This is a genomic window from Larsenimonas rhizosphaerae, from assembly GCF_023700005.1.
In the GTDB taxonomy this organism is placed as follows: domain Bacteria; phylum Pseudomonadota; class Gammaproteobacteria; order Pseudomonadales; family Halomonadaceae; genus Larsenimonas; species Larsenimonas rhizosphaerae.
In genome coordinates this window covers 1,526,924-1,550,736 of the sequence record NZ_JAMLJK010000001.1, presented here as the reverse complement: position 1 = coordinate 1,550,736, position 23,813 = coordinate 1,526,924, and the positions used below count along the sequence as shown (strand labels likewise).

At 58.1% G+C, this 23,813-nt stretch carries 23 protein-coding genes; 14 read left to right on the top strand and 9 right to left on the bottom strand.

What is annotated here, in order from left to right:
* Both NAT21_RS07065 and NAT21_RS07060 read right to left on the bottom strand, forming a co-directional pair.
* Window positions 1-771 (bottom strand): metal ABC transporter ATP-binding protein, encoded by a 771-nt coding sequence (locus tag NAT21_RS07065; protein WP_250936648.1) that lies wholly within the window; start codon window positions 769-771, stop codon window positions 1-3.
* Complete coding sequence (locus tag NAT21_RS07060) at window positions 768-1,712, bottom strand: metal ABC transporter substrate-binding protein (protein ID WP_250936647.1); 945 nt, start codon at window positions 1,710-1,712, stop codon at window positions 768-770. The genes NAT21_RS07065 and NAT21_RS07060 overlap by 4 nt, the downstream gene beginning before the upstream one ends.
* Window positions 1,713-1,933: 221 nt before the next feature.
* Here NAT21_RS07060 and NAT21_RS07055 point away from each other — a divergent pair, with 221 nt between their 5' ends.
* From NAT21_RS07055 to NAT21_RS07030, 6 genes are all read left to right on the top strand, one after another.
* Window positions 1,934-2,974: an ABC transporter substrate-binding protein gene (locus NAT21_RS07055; RefSeq protein ID WP_250936646.1), complete on the top strand. Its 1,041-nt coding sequence runs from the start codon at window positions 1,934-1,936 to the stop codon at window positions 2,972-2,974.
* A complete protein-coding gene (locus NAT21_RS07050) occupies window positions 2,971-4,005 on the top strand; it encodes a FecCD family ABC transporter permease (RefSeq protein ID WP_250936645.1) in 1,035 nt (344 codons plus the stop codon). The genes NAT21_RS07055 and NAT21_RS07050 overlap by 4 nt, the downstream gene beginning before the upstream one ends.
* Window positions 4,002-4,784 (top strand): ABC transporter ATP-binding protein, encoded by a 783-nt coding sequence (locus NAT21_RS07045; RefSeq protein ID WP_250936644.1) that lies wholly within the window; start codon window positions 4,002-4,004, stop codon window positions 4,782-4,784. The genes NAT21_RS07050 and NAT21_RS07045 overlap by 4 nt, the downstream gene beginning before the upstream one ends.
* 282 nt (window positions 4,785-5,066) lie before the next feature.
* Window positions 5,067-5,300, top strand: a complete 234-nt coding sequence (locus NAT21_RS07040; RefSeq protein ID WP_250936643.1) for a hypothetical protein — start codon at window positions 5,067-5,069, stop codon at window positions 5,298-5,300.
* A gap of 95 nt (window positions 5,301-5,395) precedes the next feature.
* Window positions 5,396-5,617: a hypothetical protein gene (locus NAT21_RS07035; protein WP_250936642.1), complete on the top strand. Its 222-nt coding sequence runs from the start codon at window positions 5,396-5,398 to the stop codon at window positions 5,615-5,617.
* Entirely contained in the window at window positions 5,614-5,784 is a 171-nt protein-coding gene (locus NAT21_RS07030) for a hypothetical protein (protein ID WP_250936641.1), read from the top strand. Before NAT21_RS07035 ends, NAT21_RS07030 begins: the two co-directional genes overlap by 4 nt.
* Before the next feature lie 26 nt (window positions 5,785-5,810).
* Here the strand turns inward: NAT21_RS07030 and cobA are convergent, their stop codons facing one another.
* Together cobA and serS are read right to left on the bottom strand one after the other, a co-directional pair.
* A complete protein-coding gene (gene cobA, locus NAT21_RS07025) occupies window positions 5,811-6,986 on the bottom strand; it encodes a uroporphyrinogen-III C-methyltransferase (protein WP_350355161.1) in 1,176 nt (391 codons plus the stop codon).
* A gap of 27 nt (window positions 6,987-7,013) precedes the next feature.
* A complete protein-coding gene (gene serS / locus NAT21_RS07020; RefSeq protein WP_250936640.1) occupies window positions 7,014-8,297 on the bottom strand; it encodes a serine--tRNA ligase in 1,284 nt (427 codons plus the stop codon).
* Window positions 8,298-8,516: 219 nt separating this feature from the next.
* Here serS and ydiJ point away from each other — a divergent pair, with 219 nt between their 5' ends.
* The 4 genes from ydiJ (at window position 8,517) to cobO (ending at window position 15,567) form a co-directional block, all read left to right on the top strand.
* Entirely contained in the window at window positions 8,517-11,609 is a 3,093-nt protein-coding gene (gene ydiJ, locus NAT21_RS07015) for a D-2-hydroxyglutarate dehydrogenase YdiJ (protein ID WP_250936639.1), read from the top strand.
* An 87-nt stretch (window positions 11,610-11,696) separates the two neighbouring features.
* On the top strand, window positions 11,697-13,511 hold the full coding sequence (locus tag NAT21_RS07010; RefSeq protein WP_250936638.1) for a cation:proton antiporter: 1,815 nt from the start codon (window positions 11,697-11,699) through the stop codon (window positions 13,509-13,511).
* Between the two features lie 132 nt (window positions 13,512-13,643).
* A complete protein-coding gene (locus tag NAT21_RS07005) occupies window positions 13,644-14,885 on the top strand; it encodes a NupC/NupG family nucleoside CNT transporter (protein ID WP_250936637.1) in 1,242 nt (413 codons plus the stop codon).
* A gap of 76 nt (window positions 14,886-14,961) precedes the next feature.
* Complete coding sequence (gene cobO, locus NAT21_RS07000) at window positions 14,962-15,567, top strand: cob(I)yrinic acid a,c-diamide adenosyltransferase (RefSeq protein ID WP_250936636.1); 606 nt, start codon at window positions 14,962-14,964, stop codon at window positions 15,565-15,567.
* Here the strand turns inward: cobO and NAT21_RS06995 are convergent, their stop codons facing one another.
* Window positions 15,568-16,701 carry an ABC transporter substrate-binding protein gene (locus NAT21_RS06995; protein WP_250936635.1) on the bottom strand — a complete coding sequence of 378 codons (1,134 nt, stop codon included), beginning with the start codon at window positions 16,699-16,701 and terminating at the stop codon, window positions 15,568-15,570.
* Between the two features lie 25 nt (window positions 16,702-16,726).
* Entirely contained in the window at window positions 16,727-17,722 is a 996-nt protein-coding gene (locus NAT21_RS06990) for an alpha/beta hydrolase (RefSeq protein WP_250936634.1), read from the bottom strand.
* Window positions 17,723-17,941: 219 nt separating this feature from the next.
* Here NAT21_RS06990 and NAT21_RS06985 point away from each other — a divergent pair, with 219 nt between their 5' ends.
* Complete coding sequence (locus NAT21_RS06985) at window positions 17,942-18,685, top strand: SIMPL domain-containing protein (RefSeq protein ID WP_250936633.1); 744 nt, start codon at window positions 17,942-17,944, stop codon at window positions 18,683-18,685.
* A 91-nt stretch (window positions 18,686-18,776) separates the two neighbouring features.
* Here NAT21_RS06985 and NAT21_RS06980 read toward each other — a convergent pair whose 3' ends face one another.
* Window positions 18,777-20,225 carry a sodium-dependent transporter gene (locus NAT21_RS06980; RefSeq protein ID WP_250936632.1) on the bottom strand — a complete coding sequence of 483 codons (1,449 nt, stop codon included), beginning with the start codon at window positions 20,223-20,225 and terminating at the stop codon, window positions 18,777-18,779.
* A 152-nt stretch (window positions 20,226-20,377) separates the two neighbouring features.
* On the opposite strand from NAT21_RS06980, the gene NAT21_RS06975 reads away from it, so the two are divergent.
* From NAT21_RS06975 to NAT21_RS06965, 3 genes are read left to right on the top strand one after another with little or no spacing between them, the layout of a single operon-like run.
* Window positions 20,378-21,034 (top strand): potassium channel family protein, encoded by a 657-nt coding sequence (locus tag NAT21_RS06975; RefSeq protein ID WP_250936631.1) that lies wholly within the window; start codon window positions 20,378-20,380, stop codon window positions 21,032-21,034.
* 12 nt (window positions 21,035-21,046) lie between these two features.
* The gene (locus NAT21_RS06970) at window positions 21,047-22,417 is read left to right on the top strand and encodes a TrkH family potassium uptake protein (protein ID WP_250936630.1); all 1,371 of its coding nucleotides are present in this window, start codon (window positions 21,047-21,049) and stop codon (window positions 22,415-22,417) included.
* Between the two features lie 51 nt (window positions 22,418-22,468).
* The gene (locus NAT21_RS06965) at window positions 22,469-22,840 is read left to right on the top strand and encodes a hypothetical protein (RefSeq protein WP_250936629.1); all 372 of its coding nucleotides are present in this window, start codon (window positions 22,469-22,471) and stop codon (window positions 22,838-22,840) included.
* A gap of 62 nt (window positions 22,841-22,902) precedes the next feature.
* Here the strand turns inward: NAT21_RS06965 and NAT21_RS06960 are convergent, their stop codons facing one another.
* Window positions 22,903-23,211, bottom strand: a complete 309-nt coding sequence (locus tag NAT21_RS06960; RefSeq protein WP_250936628.1) for an MTH1187 family thiamine-binding protein — start codon at window positions 23,209-23,211, stop codon at window positions 22,903-22,905.
* A gap of 49 nt (window positions 23,212-23,260) precedes the next feature.
* Entirely contained in the window at window positions 23,261-23,746 is a 486-nt protein-coding gene (gene slyA, locus NAT21_RS06955) for a transcriptional regulator SlyA (RefSeq protein ID WP_250938025.1), read from the bottom strand.
* Between the last annotated feature and the right edge of the window lie 67 nt (window positions 23,747-23,813).

The window sequence follows — 23,813 nt, the reverse complement described above, 5'->3', positions numbered from 1 at the left end:
TCAATGGGCCTCGTCAGTCATCATCATCGGATGACCACCAAAGGCCGCCTGAAAATTGGCCTGTGTCAATGTCGTGTCGACCGGCCCAACCGCGATCATGCGCTGGTGGATCATGGCAACACTGTCACAGTACTGTGCAAGGGATGCCAGCCCGTGCGTCACGACCAGCACCGCCATGCCCTCCCGTCCCTGGTCACGAACCAGCGACTGGATGCACTGCTCGGTGCCAACATCCACCCCGGTAAAGGGTTCATCCAGTACCAGAATGGCCGCCTGCTGTGCCAGCGCACGCGCCAGAAATACCCGTTTTTTCTGGCCGCCCGACAGCTCGCCTATCTGACGATCCGCCAGTGCCGTGATATCAAGCCGTTCAAGGGCTGCCATTACCAGAGCGTGATCATGACGTCGGGCAAGACGCAACCAGTTCATGTGCCCCTGCCGTCCCATCATGACTACATCACGCACGGATACCGGAAAGTCCCAGTCCACGTCCTCGGCCTGCGGTACGTAAGCGATACTCCCTCGGCGGCGCGCCTGGGCAATCGGCCCGCCCTGCACTGAAATGCTGCCCGTCGTCGGCCTGATCAAACCCAGAAGGGCCTTGCACAGGGTGGACTTGCCACTGCCATTGGTACCAATCAGTGCACAGACCTCACCAGGCGCCAGTGTCAGGGTAATATCCTCGAGGGCGAGATGGCCGTTGGCATATCGCACCCCAAGGTGCTGGATATCGATGGCTGCCACACCTTCAGTCGATGGCGTACCGGTCATGGCGTCACCTCGTTCTGCTCGACACCGAATCCGGCAGCCATGGCCCTGGCGTTGTGCGCCAGCAGCGCAAGATAGGTAGGTACCTGGCCCTCGGCAGAGGTCAGGGAATCAACGTACAGCACACCCCCGTAACGGGCGCCGGTTTCCCGAGTAACCTGACGCATTGCCCGATCACTGACCGTGCTTTCACAGAAGGTTACCGGCACCTGCTTCGTGCGCACGGCGTCAACCAGGTGGCGAACCTGCTGTGGAGAGCCTTCCTGTTCTGCATTCACGGCCCAGAGATACAACTCATTGAAGCCATAGGCCGTGGTCAGGTAGGAAAAGGCCCCCTCACAGGTGGCCAGGTATCGCTGCGACGCCGGAATACGGGCAAGTTGCGCTTTCAGGGTGGTATCGATGGCCTGGATGCGGGCCACATACTGCGCCGCATTTCTGGTATAAGCGTCGCGGTTTGTCGGATCGATATCAATCAGGGCATCACGGAAATTATTGACGTAAATGACCGCGTTGGCAGGTGCCATCCAGGCATGTGGATTGGGCTTGCCCTGATAGCGGCCCTCACCCAGCAGGATCGGCGTCACCCCGTCAGACAGTACGGCCGACGGCACCGACGACATCCCCTGATAGAACCGCTCGAACCAGCGCTCCAGCCCCAGCCCGTTCCATACCACCAGATCCGCACGACGAGTCTGAATAATATCTCTGGGCGTCGGTGCATATTCATGGACATCAGCCCCGGCAGGAATCATCGAGACAACTTCCGCCTTGTCCCCCGCCACCTCCCGCCCCATATCGGCCAGAATCGTGAACGTGGTGACGACAACAGGCCGGGACTCCGCCATGAGAGGGCCTGAAAGCAGGCCGAATACCAGGGCACAAAGGCCGGCCTGCCACCCTCGGGCGGCTGATATCACTGGTGAGCGCGTCGTCCATGGCATGGCATTACCCTGTATCATGTCAATTCGTGGTTCACTAGATTAACTATGGTTAAACATGAGCACCAAGGTTACTTTCTGCCAGGTTCCAATATTAAGATCAACCCAGGCTTTGCCAGGCGCAACACGCGGCCAGGCCATCACCACATCACTGCACGCAGGGATAAATTCCTTTATCATGCGCCGTCACCGTTAATTGTTATAAGATAACAAAAGGAAAATGCATGCGTATCGGTATTCGGGGCTGGCTGATGGGAGGAATAACGACCCTATGGTGTTCACTGGCCGCTGCCGGGTCAGCACCCGCCCATACCAGCTGGCCGCTTGTCATCGATAATTGCGGCCATCAGGTGACCCTTGACCGCCCTCCCGAGCGTGTAGTCACTCTGGGCCAGCATGAAACCGAGCTGTTTCTGGCACTGGGGCTTGATGACAGGATGGCAGGCACCGGCGTCTGGTTTGGCCCGCTGCCGGAACGCCTTGCTACCAGGGGCCGCGATATTCCTCGCCTGTCCGACAATGCACCGAGCCTTGAAGCCGTCGCGGCACGGCGACCTGATTTTGTCGCCGCGCAGTACACCTACCATCTGGGGCCCCATGGTGAAGTGGCAACACGTCACCAGTTCGAGGAACTGGGCATTGCGACCTGGGTTTCGCCCAGTGACTGCATCGGCAAGCAGGTCACCGATACATCCAATAGTGACGGGGCCAGAGTACGCCCATTCACCATGGCGCAGATCCTGCTGGAAATCAGACAACTGGCCCGGATATTTGATGTCCCTGCCCGGGGTGAAGCCCTCGGCAGGGCGCTTGAAGAGCGCATTCGGAAGGCCCGTCAACAAGCCGCTTCCCTACCTGAAAAAGCGCCACTGAAAGTGGTGTACTGGTTCTCGAGCCCGCGACTTCAGGGCGATGCCTGGGTGGCCGGCAACATGGGCGCCCCGGCATGGATCAACCGTGAACTGCACCTTGAGAACGTGATCGATTCCACTCAGGAGTGGCCCACTGTCAGCTGGGAACGTATTGCCGCGGCAGACCCGGATATCATTGTGCTGGCGGACATGGAGCGACGCCTGTACCCCGCTGATGATATTGCACAAAAACTTGCGTTTCTGCGCGCGGATCCGGTGACCCGAGAGCTTCGCGCCGTCAGGAACAATCATGTCGTCATTGTGCCGGCCCAGTCCCTGAATCCTTCGTTGCGAGTGGTGGATGCACTCGAGCGGATCAGTCAGGCGCTGCCTGATATTGCTCCGGCGTCATGATCCGCTGGCTGGCCGGACATCCCCGTGCACGCTGGCTTTTACTGGCCGGTGGGTGTGCCATGCTGGGGCTGATGATGGCGCTGGCGGCGTCCATTGGCACCATGCCCATTTCCCTTGATACGACACTCAAGGCCATCGTCAACGGTACCGGCATCAGTCATTTCGATATTGCACCCATCGAGGAAGGGATCGTGTGGCAATACCGCATGAGCCGAGCCCTGATGGCTGCCTGCGCCGGTGCCGGCCTGGCCCTGTGTGGTGTCATCCTTCAGGCGTTGCTGCGCAATGCACTGGCCGAACCTTATGTACTTGGCATTTCCGCAGGCGCGTCCACCGGCGCGGTCATGGTCATGCTGCTTGGTGTCGGCGGCGGTGTACTTGGGGTATCGGCGGGTGCCTTTTCAGGCGCCATCCTGGCCTTTACCCTGGTGCTGATGCTGGCTCGAGGATTACAGGGGGGCACCACGCGCGTCATCCTGGCTGGCGTGGCAGGAGCTCAGTTGTTCAATGCCCTCACCGCCTGGGTGGTCAGTACATCCGCCAACGCTGAACAGTCCCGCAGCGTCATGTTCTGGCTGCTGGGTAGCCTGTCCGGCGTACGCTGGCCTGATGCCCTGCTTGCCCTGGGAACGGTAGCCTGTGGCACGGTCGTGGTTCTGCTGTTTGCCCGGGCGCTTGATGCCTTTGCCTTCGGGGAGGACAGCGCCGCATCAATGGGCATACCGGTCACGACGGTACGCATTGTACTGTTGACGATAACGGCGCTGATGACCGCCATTATCGTCAGTATCATCGGGGCTGTCGGCTTTATTGGCCTAGTGATCCCGCACGCCGCCCGCTTTCTGGCAGGGCCGAACCATCTCCGTCTGATTCCTGCCTCGGTGGTCATTGGTGCCAACTTCATGGTACTGGCCGATATCGGCTCTCGCATGCTGGTGCCACAACAGGTATTGCCCATCGGGGTAGTTACTGCTCTGGTGGGAGCCCCTGCCTTTGCCCTTATTCTCTATCGACACAGACCCGGACCATGATGCTCAGTACACACCACCTGAGCCTGAAGGCTCAGGCCCATCTGCTGCTTGACGATATCACCCTGACCGTCAACCGCCATCAGACCGTCGGCCTGCTGGGCCCGAACGGGTCGGGCAAGTCAACCCTGCTCCGCTGTCTGGCCGGGCTGACGCGGCCAGACAGCGGCGGCGTGACAATGGAAGGCGTCCGTCTCGATACGCTCGGCAGGCGTCATATCGCACAGCGCCTGTCACTGGTAGAGCAGCATGCCGTGACCGATGTAGACCTGACCATCAAGGAGGTGGCCGCGCTGGGGCGAATACCCCACCGGGGCGCCTTCAGTCATTGGCAACAGGTGGACCAGCAGGCTCTTGAGTGCGCCCTCCAACATACCGGTCTGACAGCCCTTCAGCATCGCCGCTGGCACAGCCTTTCCGGTGGTGAGCGTCAAAGGACCCAGATCGCCAGGGCGCTGGCGCAGAAGCCGGATATACTGCTACTGGATGAACCTACCAATCATCTTGATATTCAACACCAGCTCGAACTCCTGACACTGATCAATACCCTGCCGGTCACCTGCATCGTGTCATTGCATGATCTGAACCTGGCCGCCGGTTACTGCGATCAATTGATTGTTCTTGATCAGGGGCAACTGATCGCACAGGGCACTCCAGGGGAGGTACTTACCCCCGAGCTGATCAAACACACCTACAGGGTCAATGCACGCGTTGCGACTTCCCCCGCTCACGGCGGCCTGTTGATTGACTACCTTCCTCCCGATCCCGTTATTCCTGCATAAAAAAACGCCCAACACAGTGTTGGGCGTAAATACGCAGGGAATGCTGCCGCCATGGGCAGCACTCACATTGACTTGGGTTAAACAAATAAGTTCATCACGTGATCGATTAAATACGTCATTTATTTGTCATACCCCCCTGCTCTAATGGCACCCGCTTTGGACAGCATGTTTTGCACAGGATGTGTACAACTAAAAGCAAGATGATGTATAATATTTTGTATTCTGTTACGGACAGTTTCAGAGATAGCGCGCAAGGATGCGCCCTTTTACAGGACAACGCTCATGAACACTTCAAATGTTTGCTGCCCTGAGTGCGGATGTTCACTCGACTGGCCGACCCTGACCAGCCATACCCCGGCGTCGCGTTGGCTCTATTGCCCCAATAATCACCCCCTGTGCACGGTTGGCGAATTCCGCCAGGTAGCCAGAGAACTTGCCCTGAGCGAGGAAATCGCCCTCTACCAGCAAGGGCGGGAACGTCGCATGAGAGCCATGAGCTATCGTGACGTCGCGTAACGGTCTTCCTGTACGAACCACGTAGTGCATAGTACATTGGTAACAGTACGCTCAAGAACCGGACCGCTGTCGGTGACGACGCCTTGGAGGACCTCATGAATGATCAGGGTCATGCCTACATGGAGCAGTTTACGCCCTGCCAGCACTGGCTTTCCCAATGGGTCAGCCAGTTCCGGAAAACCCCGGAAGATGCCTGGGGCCTGTTTGAATCAGCGCATCGAACAGCCTTTATCATTCTTCGCGCCACACGCCCGGAGACCAATGACGAGGGGTTGATGGACATGCTGATTCAGGCGCAGATGGATCTTGCCTCATGAGTAGACCAACCCTTACCTCACCGTCCCCCCATATCAGCAGTCGCAACTATCGGCACACGGTCAGAGGAGAAGAACTGAAGCTTTTTGCCATGCTGGCAGGCGGCTTCCTGTCTCCCCTGCTGCTTTGCCTGATCGTCATGATCCTGAACCGCTCCTTCATGATTTAATCGGCCAGATGCACATCCGGCATATCTCAGGTGGTGGATGGCGTTGGATGCTTGCCATGGCTCCACCCCAGGCTTGGAGCGGTTTCAGGATCGAACCACGCCAGCGTTTCATGCAGTGACACCACGTCTCCAACGATAATCAGGGTTGGCGGGGCGATAACAAGCGATTTTATCTGCTCGGCAATGCCTGCCAGAGTACCTACATGCACCTGCTGACGCGCCGTGGTGCCCTGCTCCACCAGCGCAATCGGCCGTTCGGGTGAGGCACCGTGACTTATCAGGTTATCGCAGATCGCAGAGAGGGTTCCCAACCCCATGTAAAACACCAGCGTCTGGCCGGGGTGCGCCAGCGTAGGCCAGTCCAGATCGCAACTACCATTTTTGAGGTGCCCGGTGATAAAGCGTACCGACTGGGCATGATCTCGATGTGTCAGAGGGATTCCTGTACAGGCGGATACCCCCAGCGCGGCAGTAATACCCGGCACCACTTCAAATGGCACCCCCTCGCGGGCAAGTACCTCAAGCTCTTCACCACCACGCCCGAAGATAAAGGGATCACCGCCCTTGAGACGCACCACGTGATAACCGGCCCGCGCCCAGCGTGCGAGCGAATCATTGATATCGTCCTGAGCCACACTGTGATTGGAACGTTCCTTGCCCACATAAAACCGCTGGGCATCAGGAGAAGCCAGAGCCAGGATTTCACGCGATACCAGTCGATCGTGCACGATCACGTCGGCATCTCGAAGACAAACCGCTGCCTTCTGGGTCAAGAGCCCCGGATCACCCGGACCGGCCCCGACCAGGGTCACCCGCCCACGACCGGCAACGCCTGGTCGGACGGGCTGCCCCTGAACATAGCGCCCAGGTAGATGCACGGTGGACCGGTCAGGAAAGCCGGGAGCAAAGACCGGTACGCCTGCACGTTCCGCTTCGTCAAGCCATACCAGATCATCTTCCGGCTGCTCATGCGCGATGACCCAGATATCTCCCGGCGCAGGCGTCGGTGGGGTATTCACCTGCTGCCAGTGGCATGCGTCCAGCAGCGCAGAAAGCGATGCCTCGGGTGGCTGGCGCGGGTGAAGCGTCAGCGTTACGCCAAGCCCTACCCATTGACGCGCCAGCACCTCGGCACGCCGTCCCTCGCCCAGAAGCCGCAGCCTGAGTGCTGTTGGCGTATAGTGGACCGTCAAGACATCCATACAGAGATCCCCAACCCGATCGTGTAATCAGTCAGTCGCATTGATGATCTCAAGACCGCCCATATAAGGTTTCAATACGGCAGGTACGCGTACGGAGCCATCTTCCTGCTGATGGTTTTCAAGGATGGCCACCAGACAGCGTCCTACCGCCAGCCCGGACCCATTCAGAGTATGCACCAACTGAGGCTTTTTCTGACCCTTGAGCCGGAAGCGGGCCTGCATCCGCCGCGCCTGGAAGTCTTCGCAGTTGGAAATGGAAGAAATCTCCCGATACGTATCCTGCGTAGGCAGCCATACTTCCAGGTCATAGGTTCTGGCAGCAGCAAATCCCATGTCTCCGGTGCACAGGGTAACCACTCGATAAGGCAGCTCCAGCGCCTGAAGCAGCGCCTCGGCATGCCCGCGCATTTCTTCCAGCGCCTCCCAGGAATGGTCCGGATGAACAATCTGCACCATTTCAACCTTGTCAAACTGGTGTTGGCGAATCATCCCGCGGGTATCGCGGCCATAAGCTCCGGCCTCGCTGCGGAAACAGGGAGTGTGAGCCGTCAGCCGAAGAGGCAACTCACTCTCGTCGAGAATGCTGTCACGAACCAGATTGGTCAGCGAGACTTCCGCCGTCGGGATCAGGTAATACCCGGAGTCGCCTTCCAGCTTGAACAGATCTTCCTCGAACTTGGGCAACTGGCCCGTGCCAAACAGACTGTCGCTGTTGACCAGGTAAGGCACGTAGGCTTCATTGTAGCCATGCTTGAGCGTATGAGTGTCCAGCATGAACTGGGTCAGTGCACGGTGAAGCCTGGCAATGCCGGAACGCATCACGGCAAAGCGTGAACCGGTGAGCCTTGCTGCCGCCTCGAAATCAAGCTCGCCATGCAGCGCACCCAGATCGGTATGGTCGCGCGGCGTGAAGTCGAAGTCGCGCGGTGTGCCCCAGCGATGCAGCTCGACGTTATCATCTTCGTTCCTGCCGAGCGGTGTTTCCGGATGGGGCAGATTGGGAAGCCCTGCCAGCAGTGCATCAAACTGTTCCTGAGTGTCCGCCAGGGCTGCCTTGGCTTCTTCGAGCCGTTCACCAAGATCGCTGACTTCAGCCAGTAGCGGCTCGATATCTTCCCCGCGGGACTTCGCCTGTCCGATGGACCTTGACCGGGTATTGCGCTCGTTCTGAAGCTCCTCGGTACGGCTCTGAAGCTCACGACGACGCGTCTCCAGCGCCTCGAATTCAGCGGTATCGAGCGTATAACCACGTGTAGCAAGACGTGCGGCAACGCCTTCCAGATCGCTGCGAAGCCCTTTGGGATCAAGCATGGTGTGATTCATTCCCTGGTCAATAAACATGGATCGACAGCCTGTAACGGCTGTTGCTGCACTCCATTGTATGGAAAACCGCCATCAAGCTCCACGGGTGAACTTTCCTCCTGATCTTATGAGCATTTTTACTGAAACCGTTCAGTAACAGGACTCGCAGGCAGCGACGCACCCCTTTAGAATGAACACACTCCTGTCGACAACCAGTATGTAGCGCCCATGACCACGATTTCCACGGAACACACCCCCCATCATGCCGACGTTTATGGCGCCTTCCTCACTGCCCTGAAAGACACCGGGTTCGAGGGTGATATCGCCACGCGCGACGCAGATCGTACCGTGCTGGCAACCGACAACTCGATTTATGAACGCACGCCACAGGCGGCGCTGTTTCCCCGTCATCAGGCCGATCTGGTCCGGATTGCCACCCTTGCCGGAGAGTCACGCTTTCAGACGATTGTCCTCACGCCCCGGGGAGGAGGCACCGGCACCAACGGGCAGTCACTGACCGAGGGGCTGGTAGTGGATGTCACCCGGTACATGAACCGCATTCTGGATATCGACGTTGCCGGCCGTCGAGTGGTTGTCGAACCTGGCGTGGTCAAGGACCAGCTCAACGCGGCGCTCAAGCCTCATGGGCTGTTTTTTGCGCCGGAGCTTTCCACGTCCAACCGGGCGACCATCGGTGGCATGATCAGCACCGATGCCAGCGGTCAGGGCAGCTGCAGCTACGGCAAGACACGTAATCACGTGCTTGGTCTTAAAACCGCCCTGATAGGCGGCGAAGTGATGGAAAGTGCCCCGGTGGATGACAGGACGCTTGACGATATCTGCCAACAGCCCTCTGCCAGTGGCCGAATTCATGCCACGCTGCGCAAGCTGATTGATCAGCATCATGACGCCATCATGGCCGGCTTCCCCCCGCTCAACCGCTGCCTGACCGGCTATGACTTGCCACACCTTCGCACCGAGGATGGCCGCCTTGATCCCAACAGTGTCCTGTGTGGTGCCGAAGGCTCGCTGGGCCTGATTACCGAAGCCACCCTGAACGTTCTGCCGATTCCACGCCACAGCGCCCTGATCAATGTACGTTATGAAGGATTCATGGATGCATTGAGCGATGCCAGAGCCCTGATGGCCTGTCAGCCGACTTCCATTGAAACCATCGACGACACCGTGTTGCTACTGGCGATGGACGATATGGTCTGGGACAGCGTCGCCGATTATTTTCCGCCCAACGCTACCTCGGCGAACGGCCATACGCCACAGACCCGTGGCATCAACCTGGTGGAATTCAACGATGATGACGAGCAGGCCCTGGCCGACAAGGTTGCGGCATTCATCGCGACGCTTGAGAAGGGCGAAGGCCCGACTCGCCTGGGATATACAAAGGCCTGGGGCCGCTCGGCCATTTCGACCGTTTATGCCATGCGAAAACGCGCGGTAGGCCTGCTTGGCAATGCTCGCGGCGAACAGCGCCCCCTGCCCTTTGTCGAGGATACCGCCGTACCGCCGGACCGTCTGCCCGAATACATACAGGAGTTTCGCGCATTGCTTGACAGCCACGGACTGCGCTACGGCATGTTTGGTCACGTGGATGCCGGCGTGCTGCATGTCCGGCCGGCCATGGATATGCGTGACCCGGCGCAGGCCGCGCTGGTGCGGCCCATCTCCGATGCCGTGGCAGCACTGACAAAGCGCCACGGCGGCCTGTTATGGGGCGAACACGGTAAAGGCATACGCTCGGAGTACACGCCGGCATTCTTTGGCGCGCTCTACCCCCTGCTGCAGGAGGTCAAGCAGGCCTTTGATCCCCATAATCAACTCAACCCGGGCAAGATCGCCACGCCGCCGGCAAGTACCGATGAGCTATTGAAGATTGATGGCGTCACGTTTCGTGGCGACCTGGACCGCAATATTGATGATGCCCTCTGGAACCACTACTCCAGCGCCGTGTACTGCAACGGCAATGGGGCCTGTTTCAACTATGATCCCGACGATGCCATGTGCCCGAGCTGGAAGGCGACGCGAGACAGGGTTCATTCGCCCAAGGGGCGCGCCATGCTGTTCAAGGAGTGGCTTCGTCGCGAGAGCCATCGCGGACAGGATATTGTCGAGGAAGCCCGCATGCAGGAGCAGGCCGGCCGGTGGCAGAAACTGCGCCAGGCACTCCAGCGACGGCTGTCTCCCCCGGCAGCAGATCCCTTCATACACGAAGTACATGAGGCCATGTCAGGCTGTCTGTCCTGCAAGTCCTGTGCCGGCCAGTGCCCGATCAAGGTCAACGTGCCGGACTTCAAAAGTCAGTTCATGGCCATTTATCAGGGACGCTATGGTCAGCCCCTGCGCAATCATCTCGTCGGCTCACTTGAAGGGCTCCTGCCCTTCGCTTCGCGGTTTACTCCCCTATATAACGCCTGGATCAACAGCCGGGCAGGCCAGCGCCTTTTCAAGGCGGCAGGCATGGTAGATACCCCCGCCATCGACCGGGCAGCGCTGGACAAGGTGCTTGAAAGCTGGGGCGTGCCGGTAGCCACCCCGATCACATTGGCCAGACTGACACCTGAAGCACGGGCGCGAAGCGTCATCATGGTGCAGGACGCCTTTACCCGTTACTTTGACAGCCAGGTGATCCGAGATGTCGTCACACTGTTGAATCGGCTGGGCATTCAGGTGTTCGTGGCCCCGTTTCTGCCCAACGGCAAACCGGCTCAGGTCATGGGACAACTGGGACGCTTTGAGCGAATAGCCCGTCGCAATGCACGTCATCTCAAGGCGCTGGCCGACTTTGATGTACCACTGGTGGGTGTCGACCCGGCGATGACGCTGACCTATCGTCAGGAGTACCCCAAGGCACTGGGACAAGGTGCCTGCCCCGAGGTTTTACTGCTGCAGGAATGGCTGGTTACCCTGGCAGGCCGCTGGTCCGGGTCACCAGTCTCGTCATCTCGCCATTTCAGGCTATTGAGTCACTGCACGGAAAAAACCAGTGCCGGTGGCAGCCCTCAGGCCTGGCAGCAGGTGTTCAAGGCCTTTGGCCTCTCGCTGGAGCTGGTCCCTGCCGGATGCTGCGGCATGTCAGGCACCTATGGCCATGAAGCGGAACATCGTGAGCTGTCTGAAAGGATTTATGATATGTCGTGGCGGCCGATAGTGGAACAAACGGCCATGGATACTCGTCTGCTGGCTACCGGTTATTCCTGCCGCAGCCAGGTCAGCCGGTTTTCGCAGACGCAGTTGATGCACCCGCTGCAGGGTTTGCTGGAAGCACTTGAAGGTACTCGGCATGCCAACCCGGCAGCATCGCGCTAAAAACAGGATGCGTTGATTGCTACTCCGGTACGAGGTCGCTAGTCTTGCGCCGATAACTGCCTGCCATCCACCGACGAGACCTACCGCATGGAACATGCTGCACTGTTTATTTCCATGATCGGGCTACTGGCCCTGATCTGCCAATGGTTGGCATGGAAGATGCGTCTACCGGCCATTTTGCCGCTGTTGATTGCAGGCTTGATCTTTGGTCCTGCCACCGGTCTGTTGAAGCCTGATGTCCTGATGGGGGATCTCCTGTTCCCGCTGGTCTCGCTATCGGTAGCTGTCATCCTGTTCGAGGGCAGCCTGACCCTGTATCACAAGGACCTTCGCGGGCATGGCCATATCGTCAGCCGACTGGTGACCTGGGGCGTGCTGATCACGGGCGTGATCGGTACGCTTACCGCCCACTGGCTGCTCGGAGTATCCTGGCAGATTGCAGCGGTAGCCGGTGCCGTACTGGTTGTCACCGGTCCCACGGTGGTCACGCCCCTGCTTCAGACCCTGCGCGCCAAGGAGAACCTGAGCCAGATCCTGCGGTGGGAAGGTATTCTGATCGACCCGGTGGGAGCCCTGCTGGCGGTACTGGTCTACGAATTTGTTGCCATAGGCCAGGGCAACGGTGCGGCGTCACATACCGTCCTGCTGTTTGCCAAGACCGTGGCACTCGGCTTTGGCGTCGGGGGCATCGGGGGCTATCTGTGGGGACTGGTACTCAGGCACTACTGGCTGCCTCAAAAGCTCCACAGTTTCGGCACCCTGATGTTCATGCTGACCGTGTTTGCCGGATCAAACACGCTGTTTGAGGAGTCGGGCCTGCTGACCGTCACGGTGCTGGGCATCTGGCTGGCCAACATGCGAGGCGTCCCTACCGGCCCGATCATCGAGTTCAAGGAAACACTCTCGGTCCTGTTGATTTCAGGCCTTTTCATCCTCCTTGCAGCACGCATCTCGCCGGAACAGCTGATGTCACTGACCTGGCCCTACTGGTTGATGCTGGGCATCCTGATGTGGGTAGCGCGCCCCCTCTCTGTCTGGATATGCACGATCGGGTCGGGGCTCAACTGGCGGGAAAAGGCCCTGCTGGCCTGGCTGTCTCCTCGCGGCATTGTTGCTGCCGCCGTTGCCTCGCTGTTTGCCATCAAGCTTGAAAAGGCAGGTGTCGAAGGCGCAGAAACGCTGGTCCCCATTACATTTTTGGTCATCATTGGCACCGTGGTAATCCAGAGCCTGCTGTCCCGGCCCATCGTACGGGCACTCAAGGTCGATGAGCCGCCGCCCACCGGGTTTCTGATCATTGGCGCCAATCCCGTGGCCCGAGCCGTGGCACGCGAGCTGGTGGATCTCGGCTTTACCGTCCGATTGACCGATACCAGCTGGGATGCGGTGCAGGAAGCCCGCATGGCAGGCCTGCCGGTGTATTACGGCAACCCGCTGTCCGAACACGCGACCCAGCACCTGGAGCTGACCGGCATCGGCCGCCTGCTGCCACTGTCGCCCTATCGCGAACTCAATAACCTGGCCGGGCTTCACTTCGAACACCTTCTGGGGCATGGCAAGGTGTTCAGACTGCCGGAAGATACCGGCAAGCAGGCCAAGCGACAGCAGGACAAGGCGTTGGGGCATCTGCCATTGCTGTTCAATACTGAAGCCACCTATGCCAAGCTCGCAAGCCTGGTAGCACGGGGGGCTGAAGTACGTACCGCCAGCATTACCGACAATTTTGACATGGCTGCCTATGAAGAAATTCACGGAGGGCAGCTATTACCCTTGTTCGTACTGAGCGCGCAAGGCAAAATCCGCGTGGCCGAGGCCTCGACCCCCCTGGCACCGAAATCCGGAGAGCGACTTGTCAGCCTCATTTATCCGGATTCACCCGAGATGCTGTCAACGCCTGACTGATTCGGCCATGCCGCAATCAGCACTCGCCATTTGCCGGTATTGTCATTAAGGTAACGTTAAAAGCTGTCCAAACGGGCAGCTTTTGATTTACCACACGACAAACACAACCAACAATAGCTGTGGAGATTTCCTATGGCCGTCATCATGGGCCTTGTCGGTATAGTTACTGTACTGCTGATCGCCTTCCTCCTGTCTGAAAACCGCAGGGCCATCAATTACAGAACCATTGTCGGTGCCTTTGTCATTCAGGCCGGGCTCGGCGCCTTCGTGCTGTACACCCCTTTCGGCAAGCGCGTGCTACTGGCCATGTCCTCAGGCGTTCAATCCGTCATGAATGCCAGTCAGGCCGGGATCGACTTTCTGTTTGGCGGACTGGTGTCCGACAAGATGTTTGAACTGTTTGGCGGCGGCGGGTTTATATTTGCCTTTCGCGTACTGCCCTTCATCGTCTTCTTCTCATCACTGATCGCCGTGCTTTATTACCTGGGCGTCATGCGCTGGATCATCACTATCCTGGGCGGTTTTCTCCAGAAGGTGCTGGGCACCAGTCGGCCGGAATCCCTTTCGGCGGCGGCCAATATCTTTGTCGGCCAGACAGAGGCCCCTCTGGTCGTGCGGCCCTTCATTGACACCATGACTCGCTCGGAACTGTTTGCCATCATGTGTGGCGGACTGGCAAGCGTGGCTGGCTCGGTACTGGGTGGATATGCAGCCATGGGTGTGGACCTCAACTTCCTGATTGCGGCCTCGTTCATGTCAGCACCCGGTGGCCTGCTCATGGCCAAGATGATCATTCCGGAAACCGAGACGCCTCGTCAGGGGCTCGACGACATCAACGGCAAGATGGAAGATTCCGCGGCCAATGTCATCGATGCTGCCGCCGAAGGCGCTGGTGCCGGCCTGCAGCTGGCCCTCAACGTCGGGGCAATGCTGCTCGCATTCGTAGGCATCATTGCGCTGGCCAACATCATTCTGGGCGGTGTGGGCAACTGGTTCGGCATTGAGCAGCTGACACTTCAGGAAATTCTCGGCTACTGCTTTGCGCCCATCGCCTTTCTGATCGGCGTCCCCTGGAGCGAGGCAGTGACGGCGGGCAGCTTTATCGGCCAGAAAATCATCCTCAACGAATTTGTGGCCTTCGCAAGCTTTGCCGATGTCGGCACGGCCCTGTCTGCTCACAGCCAGGCCATTGTCGTCTTTGCCCTGTGCGGCTTTGCCAACCTGTCATCCATTGCCATCCTGATGGGTGGACTTGGCGTCATGGCTCCCAGCCGTCGCGGCGATGTCGCGCGACTGGGCCTGAAGGCCGTCGCCGCAGGAACCCTTTCCAACCTGATGAGTGCGGCACTGGCGGGACTGTTTCTGTCGATGTAGTCTGACAGGCCTGCTTCAAACAAAAGCCCCGCTCGACGGGGCTTTTTTCTGTATCACCCACAGGGAGACGACCCTCATGAGCGATGATGAACGCCAACAGCGCCACAAACGCGCAATGCAAAGGCTCAAGTCTCACGTTGATGAGCGCGTAGCCAGGGCCACCGAGGAGCGAGGCCTGGTAATTGTATTTACCGGCAATGGCAAGGGCAAGACCACCGCAGCCTGGGGCACCGTCACCCGTGCACTGGGCTATGGCTACAACGTTGGTGTCGTGCAGTTCATCAAGGGCACGTGGGAATGCGGCGAACGGGAGCGCCTCGAGCATGACGAGCACCTTCAGGTGCATGTCATGGCCACGGGGTTTACCTGGGATACTCAGGACAAGGCATCGGACCGGGCAGCCTGTCAGGCCGTCTGGGCTCAGGCTCGAACACTGCTTGAAGATGACAGTGTCTATCTGGTGGTGCTGGACGAGCTGACCTACATGCTCAAGTTCGGGTATCTGGATATTCAGGATGTACTGCATGCCCTCGGACGACGACCGACAGAACAAACCGTGATCATCACCGGCCGCAATGCTCACCGCGACCTGCTGAGTGTGGCCGATACCGTGACAGAGATGCAGGAGGTCCGACACGCCTTCAATGAAGGATTGAAAGCGCGCCGGGGCATTGATTACTGATCAGCGCACACTGGTGTCGGATGGATCGATCCAGAGGCTTCCGGTAATGGGAACAACGGCGAATCGCTCATTGATGGTCTTGAGCGTGGCCTGCGGGTCAAGCGCTTTGAACACCTCCGGATGGATCCATTTGGCCAGCAGTTCAAGCACCACAATGTTGTAGGGCGTATTGATCAGGTGATGATACAGCCCGTATACATCACCATGACGTACGGCAGGCATCTGAGCAATCCCAGGGCGCCGGGTAACACCTTCAAGCGAAGCCCGTGCCTTGTCGATGGGCTCGTAGGGACCAAGCACCAGACCAGATGTGCCTTCAAGATAAGATCCGCCGGTGGCCACATAAATGTCAGGTTGACTGGCCAGAATGTATTCCGGAGTCAGCTGCCCGCTTTTTCCTTTCAGGGTGCGACCACCAAGGTTCTCCCCCCCTACCAGCGAGATAAAGCCCTGAAAGCTGCCGTCACCGGGCGTATAGCAGCAGGCATTCATGCCGCCGGCATGCGTTTCCAGAAAGACCAGCGGCCGTGTGCTGTTCTCGCCCAGCGCCTTGGACATCGCCTTGATGCGGGCCTCATGCTCTGCATAAAACCGATTGAACGCCTGTGCCTTGTCGGTACGTCCGATGACCTTCGCCATGATGGACAGGCTGGTGGTAGTGTCATTCAACGGGTCAGTGGCAAAATCCACATAGACCACCTTGATGCCAGCCGCTGACAATTGCTGCGTCATCAATGTATTTTCCGAGGGTGGTGTCTGTGAACGACTCAGGATCACCACGTCAGGAGACAGCGAAATGATGTGTTCGACGGACAGATCCGAGCTGCCCTGACCACTACCTACCGTCGGGATGGATGAAAGCGCCGGCAGACGGTCGGTATAGCGCTGATACAGTGTTCTGTATCGCTTGAAGTCACTGCCCCATCCGACCAGCACTGATGATGGATCTGCCGTCAGCATCGACAGTGCAATTACATTGCGCCCTTCGCCCAGAACCACTCGACTGGCGGGGTGGTCAAAATGAATCTGACGGCCGGTAATATCGGTAACATCGAACCCGTCTGCGCGAGCAGTGCCGATCATCAGGCCCATCAAAGCAAGAAAGGCCGCAGCGCGGCCAAAACGTTTCCACATGGTATCCAGCTCTCGTCCAGTAAAATCAGGGCGTATCCGGCGACAATATAAACCGCATCGCCCGGTTCAACGCAACCGGCAGCACCGAGCGGTGATATTCCTGAGGAAAGACAATGACACTGGCATCGAGACGCTGACTGTCAAGCATCTTGAGGCGTCGCGCCAGATCCTGCGCATTGTTGATCATCTGGTGTTCACGCCGACGAGCAGCAGTTTCACTGGCATCGTCACTCTTTTTTTCCGCTGGCGACAGCGCCTGCTCATATTCACCGACCGTAATCAGTACACGTACCGGACGGTCCAGGGTGATCGCCGTGGGGTCAAATTCCTTTTCCAGCGTCTTCATCATTCCCTCGCCCCACCAGAGTGATGGGCTGGCAGCAATGTAGATATTGAAGGCGTCAGGATGGCGAAACAGGGTTGTCAGCGCAAACAGCGCCCCATAGGAATGGCCGAATAATGCCTGGCGGCCCGGGTTGATCCTGAATCGCTTTTCGATGGCCGGCTTGACCTGCTGCTGAATGAACCGATACAGCGCCTCGGCACCGCCATAGCTGACCTCCTGCCCCTCTTCGGTCATGGCATGACGAGCACCTTCTCGTGGCATGGGCGTGTAATCATGCGCCCGGCGCACCATATTGAAGGGCTCATCTCCGGGATATCCGATGCCTACTATAATAGCGGCAGACAAACTGCCATGGGCCGAGGCCTGCTGAACCCGCATCGACTCTACCGCCATGGGAAACGTGGCGTTGCCATCCAGCATGTAAATGACCGGAAACCCGCCAGGTGGCGGTGGCTGGTCCGGTGCATATACCATGACCTGATAGTCCTCGCCCCCGGGCGAAGTCATGTTCCATTGTGTTGTATTGGGAACGGTCACGGCATAGGAGGCATTGGTTACCGAGCGGGCCTTGAGCGGCATCACCAGGATAAGAAACACACAGCCAAAGGCAAGCCACAGCCGTCTGGGAGACGTCGTCGAACGAGGTGAGGAAGACCTGAAACACCCGGATGTCATCAATGTAATACCTTTTTCACCAACCTGTTACCACCGGCAGAAACGCCGGGGCATGCATTCATCAGCACAGTCGAATAAGCAATTGTGCACACTACGTTGCGAAATATTATCACTTGATCTACTACACAAATGTGCCAAAGGAGTTAAGTTAAAATATTTTGTCACATTGCCTTACAACTTTACCCTTGCCACTCACGTATCCATGGCCCGAGACCACCAATGAAAAATACTATCATTTACATGCCTTTGCTGGCATTGCTCCTTTTGCCTCTTCCCGGCCATGCTGCCGACACGCCCTCACCGGCCATTACCGTCAGTGCCGAGGCCAATATTGAGGCAGCGCCGGATCAAGTAAAACTGGACGCCTGGCTGGTCAATCACACGCCTTATACCACCATGGACACCGGGAATATGTCGTCAGCGCCATTTGATGCTGCCCGCGACAAGGTCATGGCCCGTGCCACCGCACTGTTGGACGCGCTGAAAAAGGCCGGCATAGCCTCAAACGATATTCGCGCCGGAGCCGTGTCGGTAAACCGGCAGACACGGGCTGAAAAGGACGACACCGTACAGACCCGATGGGAAATTACGCGACCGATCAGCATTACACTTCGACAACTGGATCACCTGCCACAGGTCGTCAATGCCCTGCTTGATCAACAGGTAGACCGACTGAGCGAGCCGGCCTTTGATACCAGTCAGCGTGCGGCACTTGAAGACAAGGCCCTGGCCAGCGCCATCACCCGAGCGCGCCAGAAGGCAGAAGCCATTGCACAGGCCTCCAGCGTACATCTGGGCCCCCTGGAGCAGGCTGATGCTTCCACTCCCGGGGCGCCACCCATGCCCCGCTACAGCATGATGCAGGCACGCTCGGCCAAGGAAAGTGCCCCGGCACTTGAACCTGGAATGATCAGCATCGAGGCCAGCGTCAACACCCGCTGGAGCATTCGCTCGGCGCCGTGACACCTGATGGAGATGGAAAGCAACGACAAGGGCCCCGCATTTGCGGGGCCCTTGTCGTTGAACATCATGTCCGTGGATCGGACTGCATGAATCAGCCGGTCTGACGACGTCGCCAGACTTCACCGCCCAGAGCGAATACAGCAACCAGCGCAAGCAGGTACATCCACTGCTGTTCCAGGTCAATCGCCCACCAGCCAAGGGCGTCGATAAAGATCAATACAATGCCGACCGGGGTGATATAACGCAGCGCGAACTGCCACAACCCCCATACCAGTGAAGATACGGCCAGCTCATCCTTCAGGGCCTGCCGGTTGAAGACATATCCGGCCATGATGGCTGTCAGCAGACCACCCAGTGGCATCATCCAGCGCGACGTCAGATAGTCCAGCCAGTCAAACACCGTCTTGCCCCCTGGCGTCCAGTCGGCTCCTGCATTGAATGAAAGCATGGCCATCATGCTGATAATCCACAGCACAACGCCCACCATCACGCTGAGAGCACGCCGGCTGTACCGCGTATGCCGTTCAAGGAATGCAATGGTTGCCTCGACCATCGAGATGGAAGACGTCAGTGCCGCCAGCGAAAGCATGATAAAGAAAACGGTCGCGATGATGCCGCCAAATGGCATGTGATCGAACGCCATCGGCAGACTCATGAAGATAAGCCCCGGGCCGGACGACGGATCCATGCCATTGGCAAAGATGATCGGGAAGATCGCCAGACCGGCCATCAGGGCAATCAGCGTATCGCACAGTGCCACAAGTACCGTTGTACGGGCGATGGAGCGATGAGCCGGCAGATAGGCGCCATAGGTCAGGATGGCACCGGAGGCCAGACTCAACGTAAAGAACGCATGCCCCAGTGCTGCCAGCAGGGCACCTGCCGTCAGCTTGCTCGGATCAAAGGCAAACAGGAACCGTGCGCCCTCACCGAAGCCGCCGGAAAAGAACGCATAAACGATCATGACGGCCAGCAGCACCACCAGACCTGGCATCATCCAGTTGACGTTCTTCTCGATACCTTCCTGCACCCCCTTGCCGACAATGAGCATCGTGATCAATGTCACCAGGGTACTCCATCCACCGAGCGTCCAGGGGCTGGCATTGGTTGCCCCGAACAGGGCCTGATAAGCCTCGACATTACCAAGTCCCAGCCCGCCACTGATGGATTTCCAGACATAGGACAATGCCCAGCCGGCCACCACTACATAAAAGCAGAGGATAAGGAACCCGCAGAGCATGGCCATCCAGCCAGTCAGCGACCAGAGCGGACTGCAGCGTGATTCGCGAGCCATTGCCTTCAAGGCATCCACCGGACTGCCACGCCCCCGGCGCCCGAAGACGATCTCGGCCATCATTACCGGTACACCGATGGCCAGAATGCACGCAAGGTACACAAGTACAAAAGCAGCACCACCATATTCCCCGGTCATGTAAGGGAATTTCCAGATATTGCCAAGACCTACTGCCGACCCTGTTGCAGCAAGCACAAAGCCCCACCGACCGACCCATTGGGTGGTGGCTGTCGATGAATTGCTCATGTCCCTGTTCACTCATTTTGTTGTATCAATGCGCCCTGCTCGGTACGCGCAAGCCGAGCATTTTATCGCGAAGCCGCGAGCAGCGCGATACATGACACCACATCACCCGCTATGCTCCTATTCATTGTCCGTTGCTACTTCACAGGAATCACATGAGCCGTCAATTTGCCGTTATCGGACTGGGCTACTTCGGCAGCACAGTTGCACTTGAACTGCATCGCCAGAAACATGAGGTACTCGGCGTTGATCGCGACGAAAGACGCGTTGATCGACTGGCCGAACATATTACCCAGGCTGTTATTGCCGACCCCACCGATCAAAAGGCCCTGCAGGAATTGAACCTGAGCGAGTTCAATGCCGTACTGGTGGATGTGGATGACAGTATCGAAGCCAGCATGATGACCACCCTTTATCTCAAGGAGCTCAAGGTAAAGGAACTGTGGGTCAAGGCCCTGAGCGATGATCACCATAAACTGCTGAGCTATATCGGCGCCGACCGTATTATTCATCCGGAATACGACATCGGTATCCGTGTAGCGGAAAGCCTCAGCTATCATGCGGTCATGGATTTCATTCATCTCGGTGATCAGCAGTACGTGGTGGAAATAGAGCTCACCGAGCGCCTGGTATCCAGCTGCAACACCATCGATGATCTGGGCCTCAAAAATGAGAAGGCCCGGGTAGTCGGCCTCAAGCAGGATGGAAAACTTCATTGCAGCCCGACCGGAGACATGGAAATACAGGCCGGCGGGCAACTGATATTGATGGGTGAACTGGATATCCTGCGCCAGTTCGGCGACAAACTGTAGGACAGACAAACCATGCCATTGCCCCACCCCCTGCAGCACTCCAAACGCAGCCATCTGTTCCGGCACCGAGCGCTGCAGCTCAATCCGCCACTGATGCTACTGACCGGCTTTACCGTGCTGGCAATTCTGGGCACGCTTGCTCTTCAGCTTCCTGGCTCGACCACCATTTCGATTACCTGGATGGAAGCGCTGTTTACCGCCACATCGGCCATTACGGTCACAGGGCTTGGCGTCATGGATGTAGGCCAGCATCTGACCACCTGGGGTCAGGTGATCCTGTTGATTCTGATACAACTTGGCGGTCTGGGGTTCATGACCTTTGCAGCGCTCACCATGGTCTTTCTGGGCGCTCGCCTGCCGATCCAGCAACAGAACGTGGTCAGGGAATCACTCAATCAGTCTTCCTACAGTGATTTACTGCAACTGGTACGGCTGGTCATTGTGTTTGCCCTGGTGGTCGAGCTGCTGACAACCCTGCTGCTGGCCATTGCGTGGGTGCCCGATCTCGGCTGGCACAAGGGACTGTGGTACAGCGTGTTTCATGCCATTTCCGCCTTCAACAATGCCGGGTTTTCATTGTGGAGTGACAGCCTGGTCCATTACGCTGGCTCACCGCTGGTAACACTGACCATTACCGCTTCCTTTATCATCGGTGGTCTGGGCTTTGCCGTCGTGCAGGAACTGCTCAAGCATCGCAGGCACACGCCCTGGTCAATGCAGACGCGCCTAGTCATTCTGACCACCGTCGGGCTGAACGTCGTCGGCACCCTGATGTTTGCCCTTCTCGAATGGCATAATCCGCACACGCTGGGGGGGATGCCCTCGTTGAGCGACAAGTGGCTGGCGGCCTGGTTTCAGGCCGTGACACCACGCACCGCCGGATTCAATACCATCGATACAGGTGACCTGACCACGCCCAGCAGCCTGTTGACCATGCTGTACATGTTCATCGGCGGCGGACCCGGCTCTACCGCCAGCGGCATCAAGGTCACGACCTTTGTCGTGCTGCTGTTGACCGCACGCGCCTTCCTGAGAGGGTCGACGGAACCGGTCATCTTCAGCCGACGCATTTCAAGCGAAATCGTTTTCAAGGCGGTCGCCGTTGCCCTGAGCGCAATGATCCTGGTATTTACGGTACTGTTCGGGTTGAGTATCACCGAGCCAGGCAAACCGTTTCTGGATCTGGCCTTTGAAACCGTATCAGCGTTCGGCACGGTAGGTCTGTCGCGCGGTGTCACGCCACATCTCAGTGGTGAGGGTCAGCTACTGCTGGTATTGACCATGCTGCTCGGCCGCGTCGGATCGCTGTCACTGGGGTACTTTCTGGCCACGCGGCAAACCCCGGGGCTTCGCTATGCCAAGGGCAGGATTCAGATTGGTTGATCAACCATGCCGAGAAGCGCCATGAGCCCATTTAATGCACAAGGAATGACCATGACTACCCTTCGTACGCCTGCCTCGCTGGCGCTTCTTCTGCTGAGCCCACTGCTGCTGTCAGGCTGCACATCAACCGGAACCGACATGGCTTCAACTCAGGCTCGCCCACATGCCATCGCAGCCATGGATGCCGATCGGGACGTCGCCCTGGCCGAAGCAGCATCACAGGCAAGCACCTATTGCAAACGCATGGACCGCTCTGACTATACGGTGATCGATCAGACGATTGAAGCTCCGGCCGATGGGCCGGGCGCCATCATGGCGAGCGCACTCCAGAAAGATGCAATGATCAGTGAAGACACGGACCTTGAAGCAGCAACTCAGGAAGGTGATGGCTTTCAGGTCAACTGGCTTGTCCGCTGCAGCTGACATCACTCGACATTCACGAGCAGTAAAAGGATGCCCCTGCCGAATAACCTGTCAGGCTCCTGTTACTGCTCACCGGACAACACCTGCTCAACACTGGTTACCTTGTCATCCATGCTCTGATGACGGTCTGTACGCGTACCCAGCTTCATGGTGGTTGTAATACGCGGCGCCCCAGCCTCGTGTACAGCCTCATGGCAGCGCTTGACTACCGCCATGACCGCATCCCATTCGCCTTCGATATTGGTGCCATAGGCATGCATTCGATACGACAGGCCGGCCGCATCAATCTCACGCTGGCAAAGGGCAACGTAGCTTGATACGGAAACGCCGACGCCCAGTGGCACCACACATAAATCGATAATGACGTGCATGATTCGCTCCTCTGATGATGATTCAGCCTCGCTCACTTCATTCCCGCCACTACGATGAGCGCTCTTCTGCCTTATCGCAGCAGCCGGGTGTATCACCCTGGGTAATATCAACGGTATTGGATGCAATCCGCGCGATCATGCCCTCGAGTATTGCCACCTCGTCCGCTGAAAACCCCTGAAGAAGGTGCTGATGAACTTCATGAGAACGCCCCTGAATGGCCTGCATGAGCACACGTCCTTCATCGGTAAAGTGAATCGTACGGGCACGACGGTCATTGTCACAGCGATGCCGTGTGATGAGATCCTGCTTTTCAAGACAGTCCAGTGTGCGCATCAGTGACGGAAGCTCGATGCCTACATGCTGGGCAAGGCAGGATTGTGTCGTGCCTTCACCAAGTCGGGAAAGATGCAGCAGTGCTACCCAGCGCGCCTGAGTCAATCCCAGCGGCTCCATTGCCTTGTCGACGGCAGCTCGCCAGCCCCGCGTCATCATGGCCAGCTGCATGCCCAGACTCATTTGCTCGAATTCATCCATATTGATCACGTCAACAGCCCCTCCGCGGGCAGATAAATACCTTTGCCAGACACGATACCTTGCATGC

Coding starts and splice junctions, on each gene's coding strand:
- NAT21_RS07035 (WP_250936642.1), top strand. CDS start 5,396: ATGAATGATCAGGGTCATGCCTACATGGAGCAGTTTACGCCCTGCCAG.
- cobO (WP_250936636.1), top strand. CDS start 14,962: ATGAGCGATGATGAACGCCAACAGCGCCACAAACGCGCAATGCAAAGG.
- slyA (WP_250938025.1), bottom strand. CDS start 23,746: ATGGATGAATTCGAGCAAATGAGTCTGGGCATGCAGCTGGCCATGATG.
- NAT21_RS07030 (WP_250936641.1), top strand. CDS start 5,614: ATGAGTAGACCAACCCTTACCTCACCGTCCCCCCATATCAGCAGTCGC.
- serS (WP_250936640.1), bottom strand. CDS start 8,297: ATGCTTGATCCCAAAGGGCTTCGCAGCGATCTGGAAGGCGTTGCCGCA.
- NAT21_RS07065 (WP_250936648.1), bottom strand. CDS start 771: ATGACCGGTACGCCATCGACTGAAGGTGTGGCAGCCATCGATATCCAG.
- NAT21_RS07050 (WP_250936645.1), top strand. CDS start 2,971: ATGATCCGCTGGCTGGCCGGACATCCCCGTGCACGCTGGCTTTTACTG.
- NAT21_RS07040 (WP_250936643.1), top strand. CDS start 5,067: ATGAACACTTCAAATGTTTGCTGCCCTGAGTGCGGATGTTCACTCGAC.
- NAT21_RS07055 (WP_250936646.1), top strand. CDS start 1,934: ATGCGTATCGGTATTCGGGGCTGGCTGATGGGAGGAATAACGACCCTA.
- NAT21_RS06985 (WP_250936633.1), top strand. CDS start 17,942: ATGAAAAATACTATCATTTACATGCCTTTGCTGGCATTGCTCCTTTTG.
- NAT21_RS07010 (WP_250936638.1), top strand. CDS start 11,697: ATGGAACATGCTGCACTGTTTATTTCCATGATCGGGCTACTGGCCCTG.
- NAT21_RS06965 (WP_250936629.1), top strand. CDS start 22,469: ATGACTACCCTTCGTACGCCTGCCTCGCTGGCGCTTCTTCTGCTGAGC.
- NAT21_RS07045 (WP_250936644.1), top strand. CDS start 4,002: ATGATGCTCAGTACACACCACCTGAGCCTGAAGGCTCAGGCCCATCTG.
- NAT21_RS06995 (WP_250936635.1), bottom strand. CDS start 16,701: ATGTGGAAACGTTTTGGCCGCGCTGCGGCCTTTCTTGCTTTGATGGGC.
- NAT21_RS06975 (WP_250936631.1), top strand. CDS start 20,378: ATGAGCCGTCAATTTGCCGTTATCGGACTGGGCTACTTCGGCAGCACA.
- cobA (WP_350355161.1), bottom strand. CDS start 6,986: ATGGATGTCTTGACGGTCCACTATACGCCAACAGCACTCAGGCTGCGG.
- NAT21_RS07060 (WP_250936647.1), bottom strand. CDS start 1,712: ATGCCATGGACGACGCGCTCACCAGTGATATCAGCCGCCCGAGGGTGG.
- NAT21_RS06980 (WP_250936632.1), bottom strand. CDS start 20,225: ATGAGCAATTCATCGACAGCCACCACCCAATGGGTCGGTCGGTGGGGC.
- NAT21_RS06990 (WP_250936634.1), bottom strand. CDS start 17,722: ATGACATCCGGGTGTTTCAGGTCTTCCTCACCTCGTTCGACGACGTCT.
- ydiJ (WP_250936639.1), top strand. CDS start 8,517: ATGACCACGATTTCCACGGAACACACCCCCCATCATGCCGACGTTTAT.
- NAT21_RS06960 (WP_250936628.1), bottom strand. CDS start 23,211: ATGCACGTCATTATCGATTTATGTGTGGTGCCACTGGGCGTCGGCGTT.
- NAT21_RS07005 (WP_250936637.1), top strand. CDS start 13,644: ATGGCCGTCATCATGGGCCTTGTCGGTATAGTTACTGTACTGCTGATC.
- NAT21_RS06970 (WP_250936630.1), top strand. CDS start 21,047: ATGCCATTGCCCCACCCCCTGCAGCACTCCAAACGCAGCCATCTGTTC.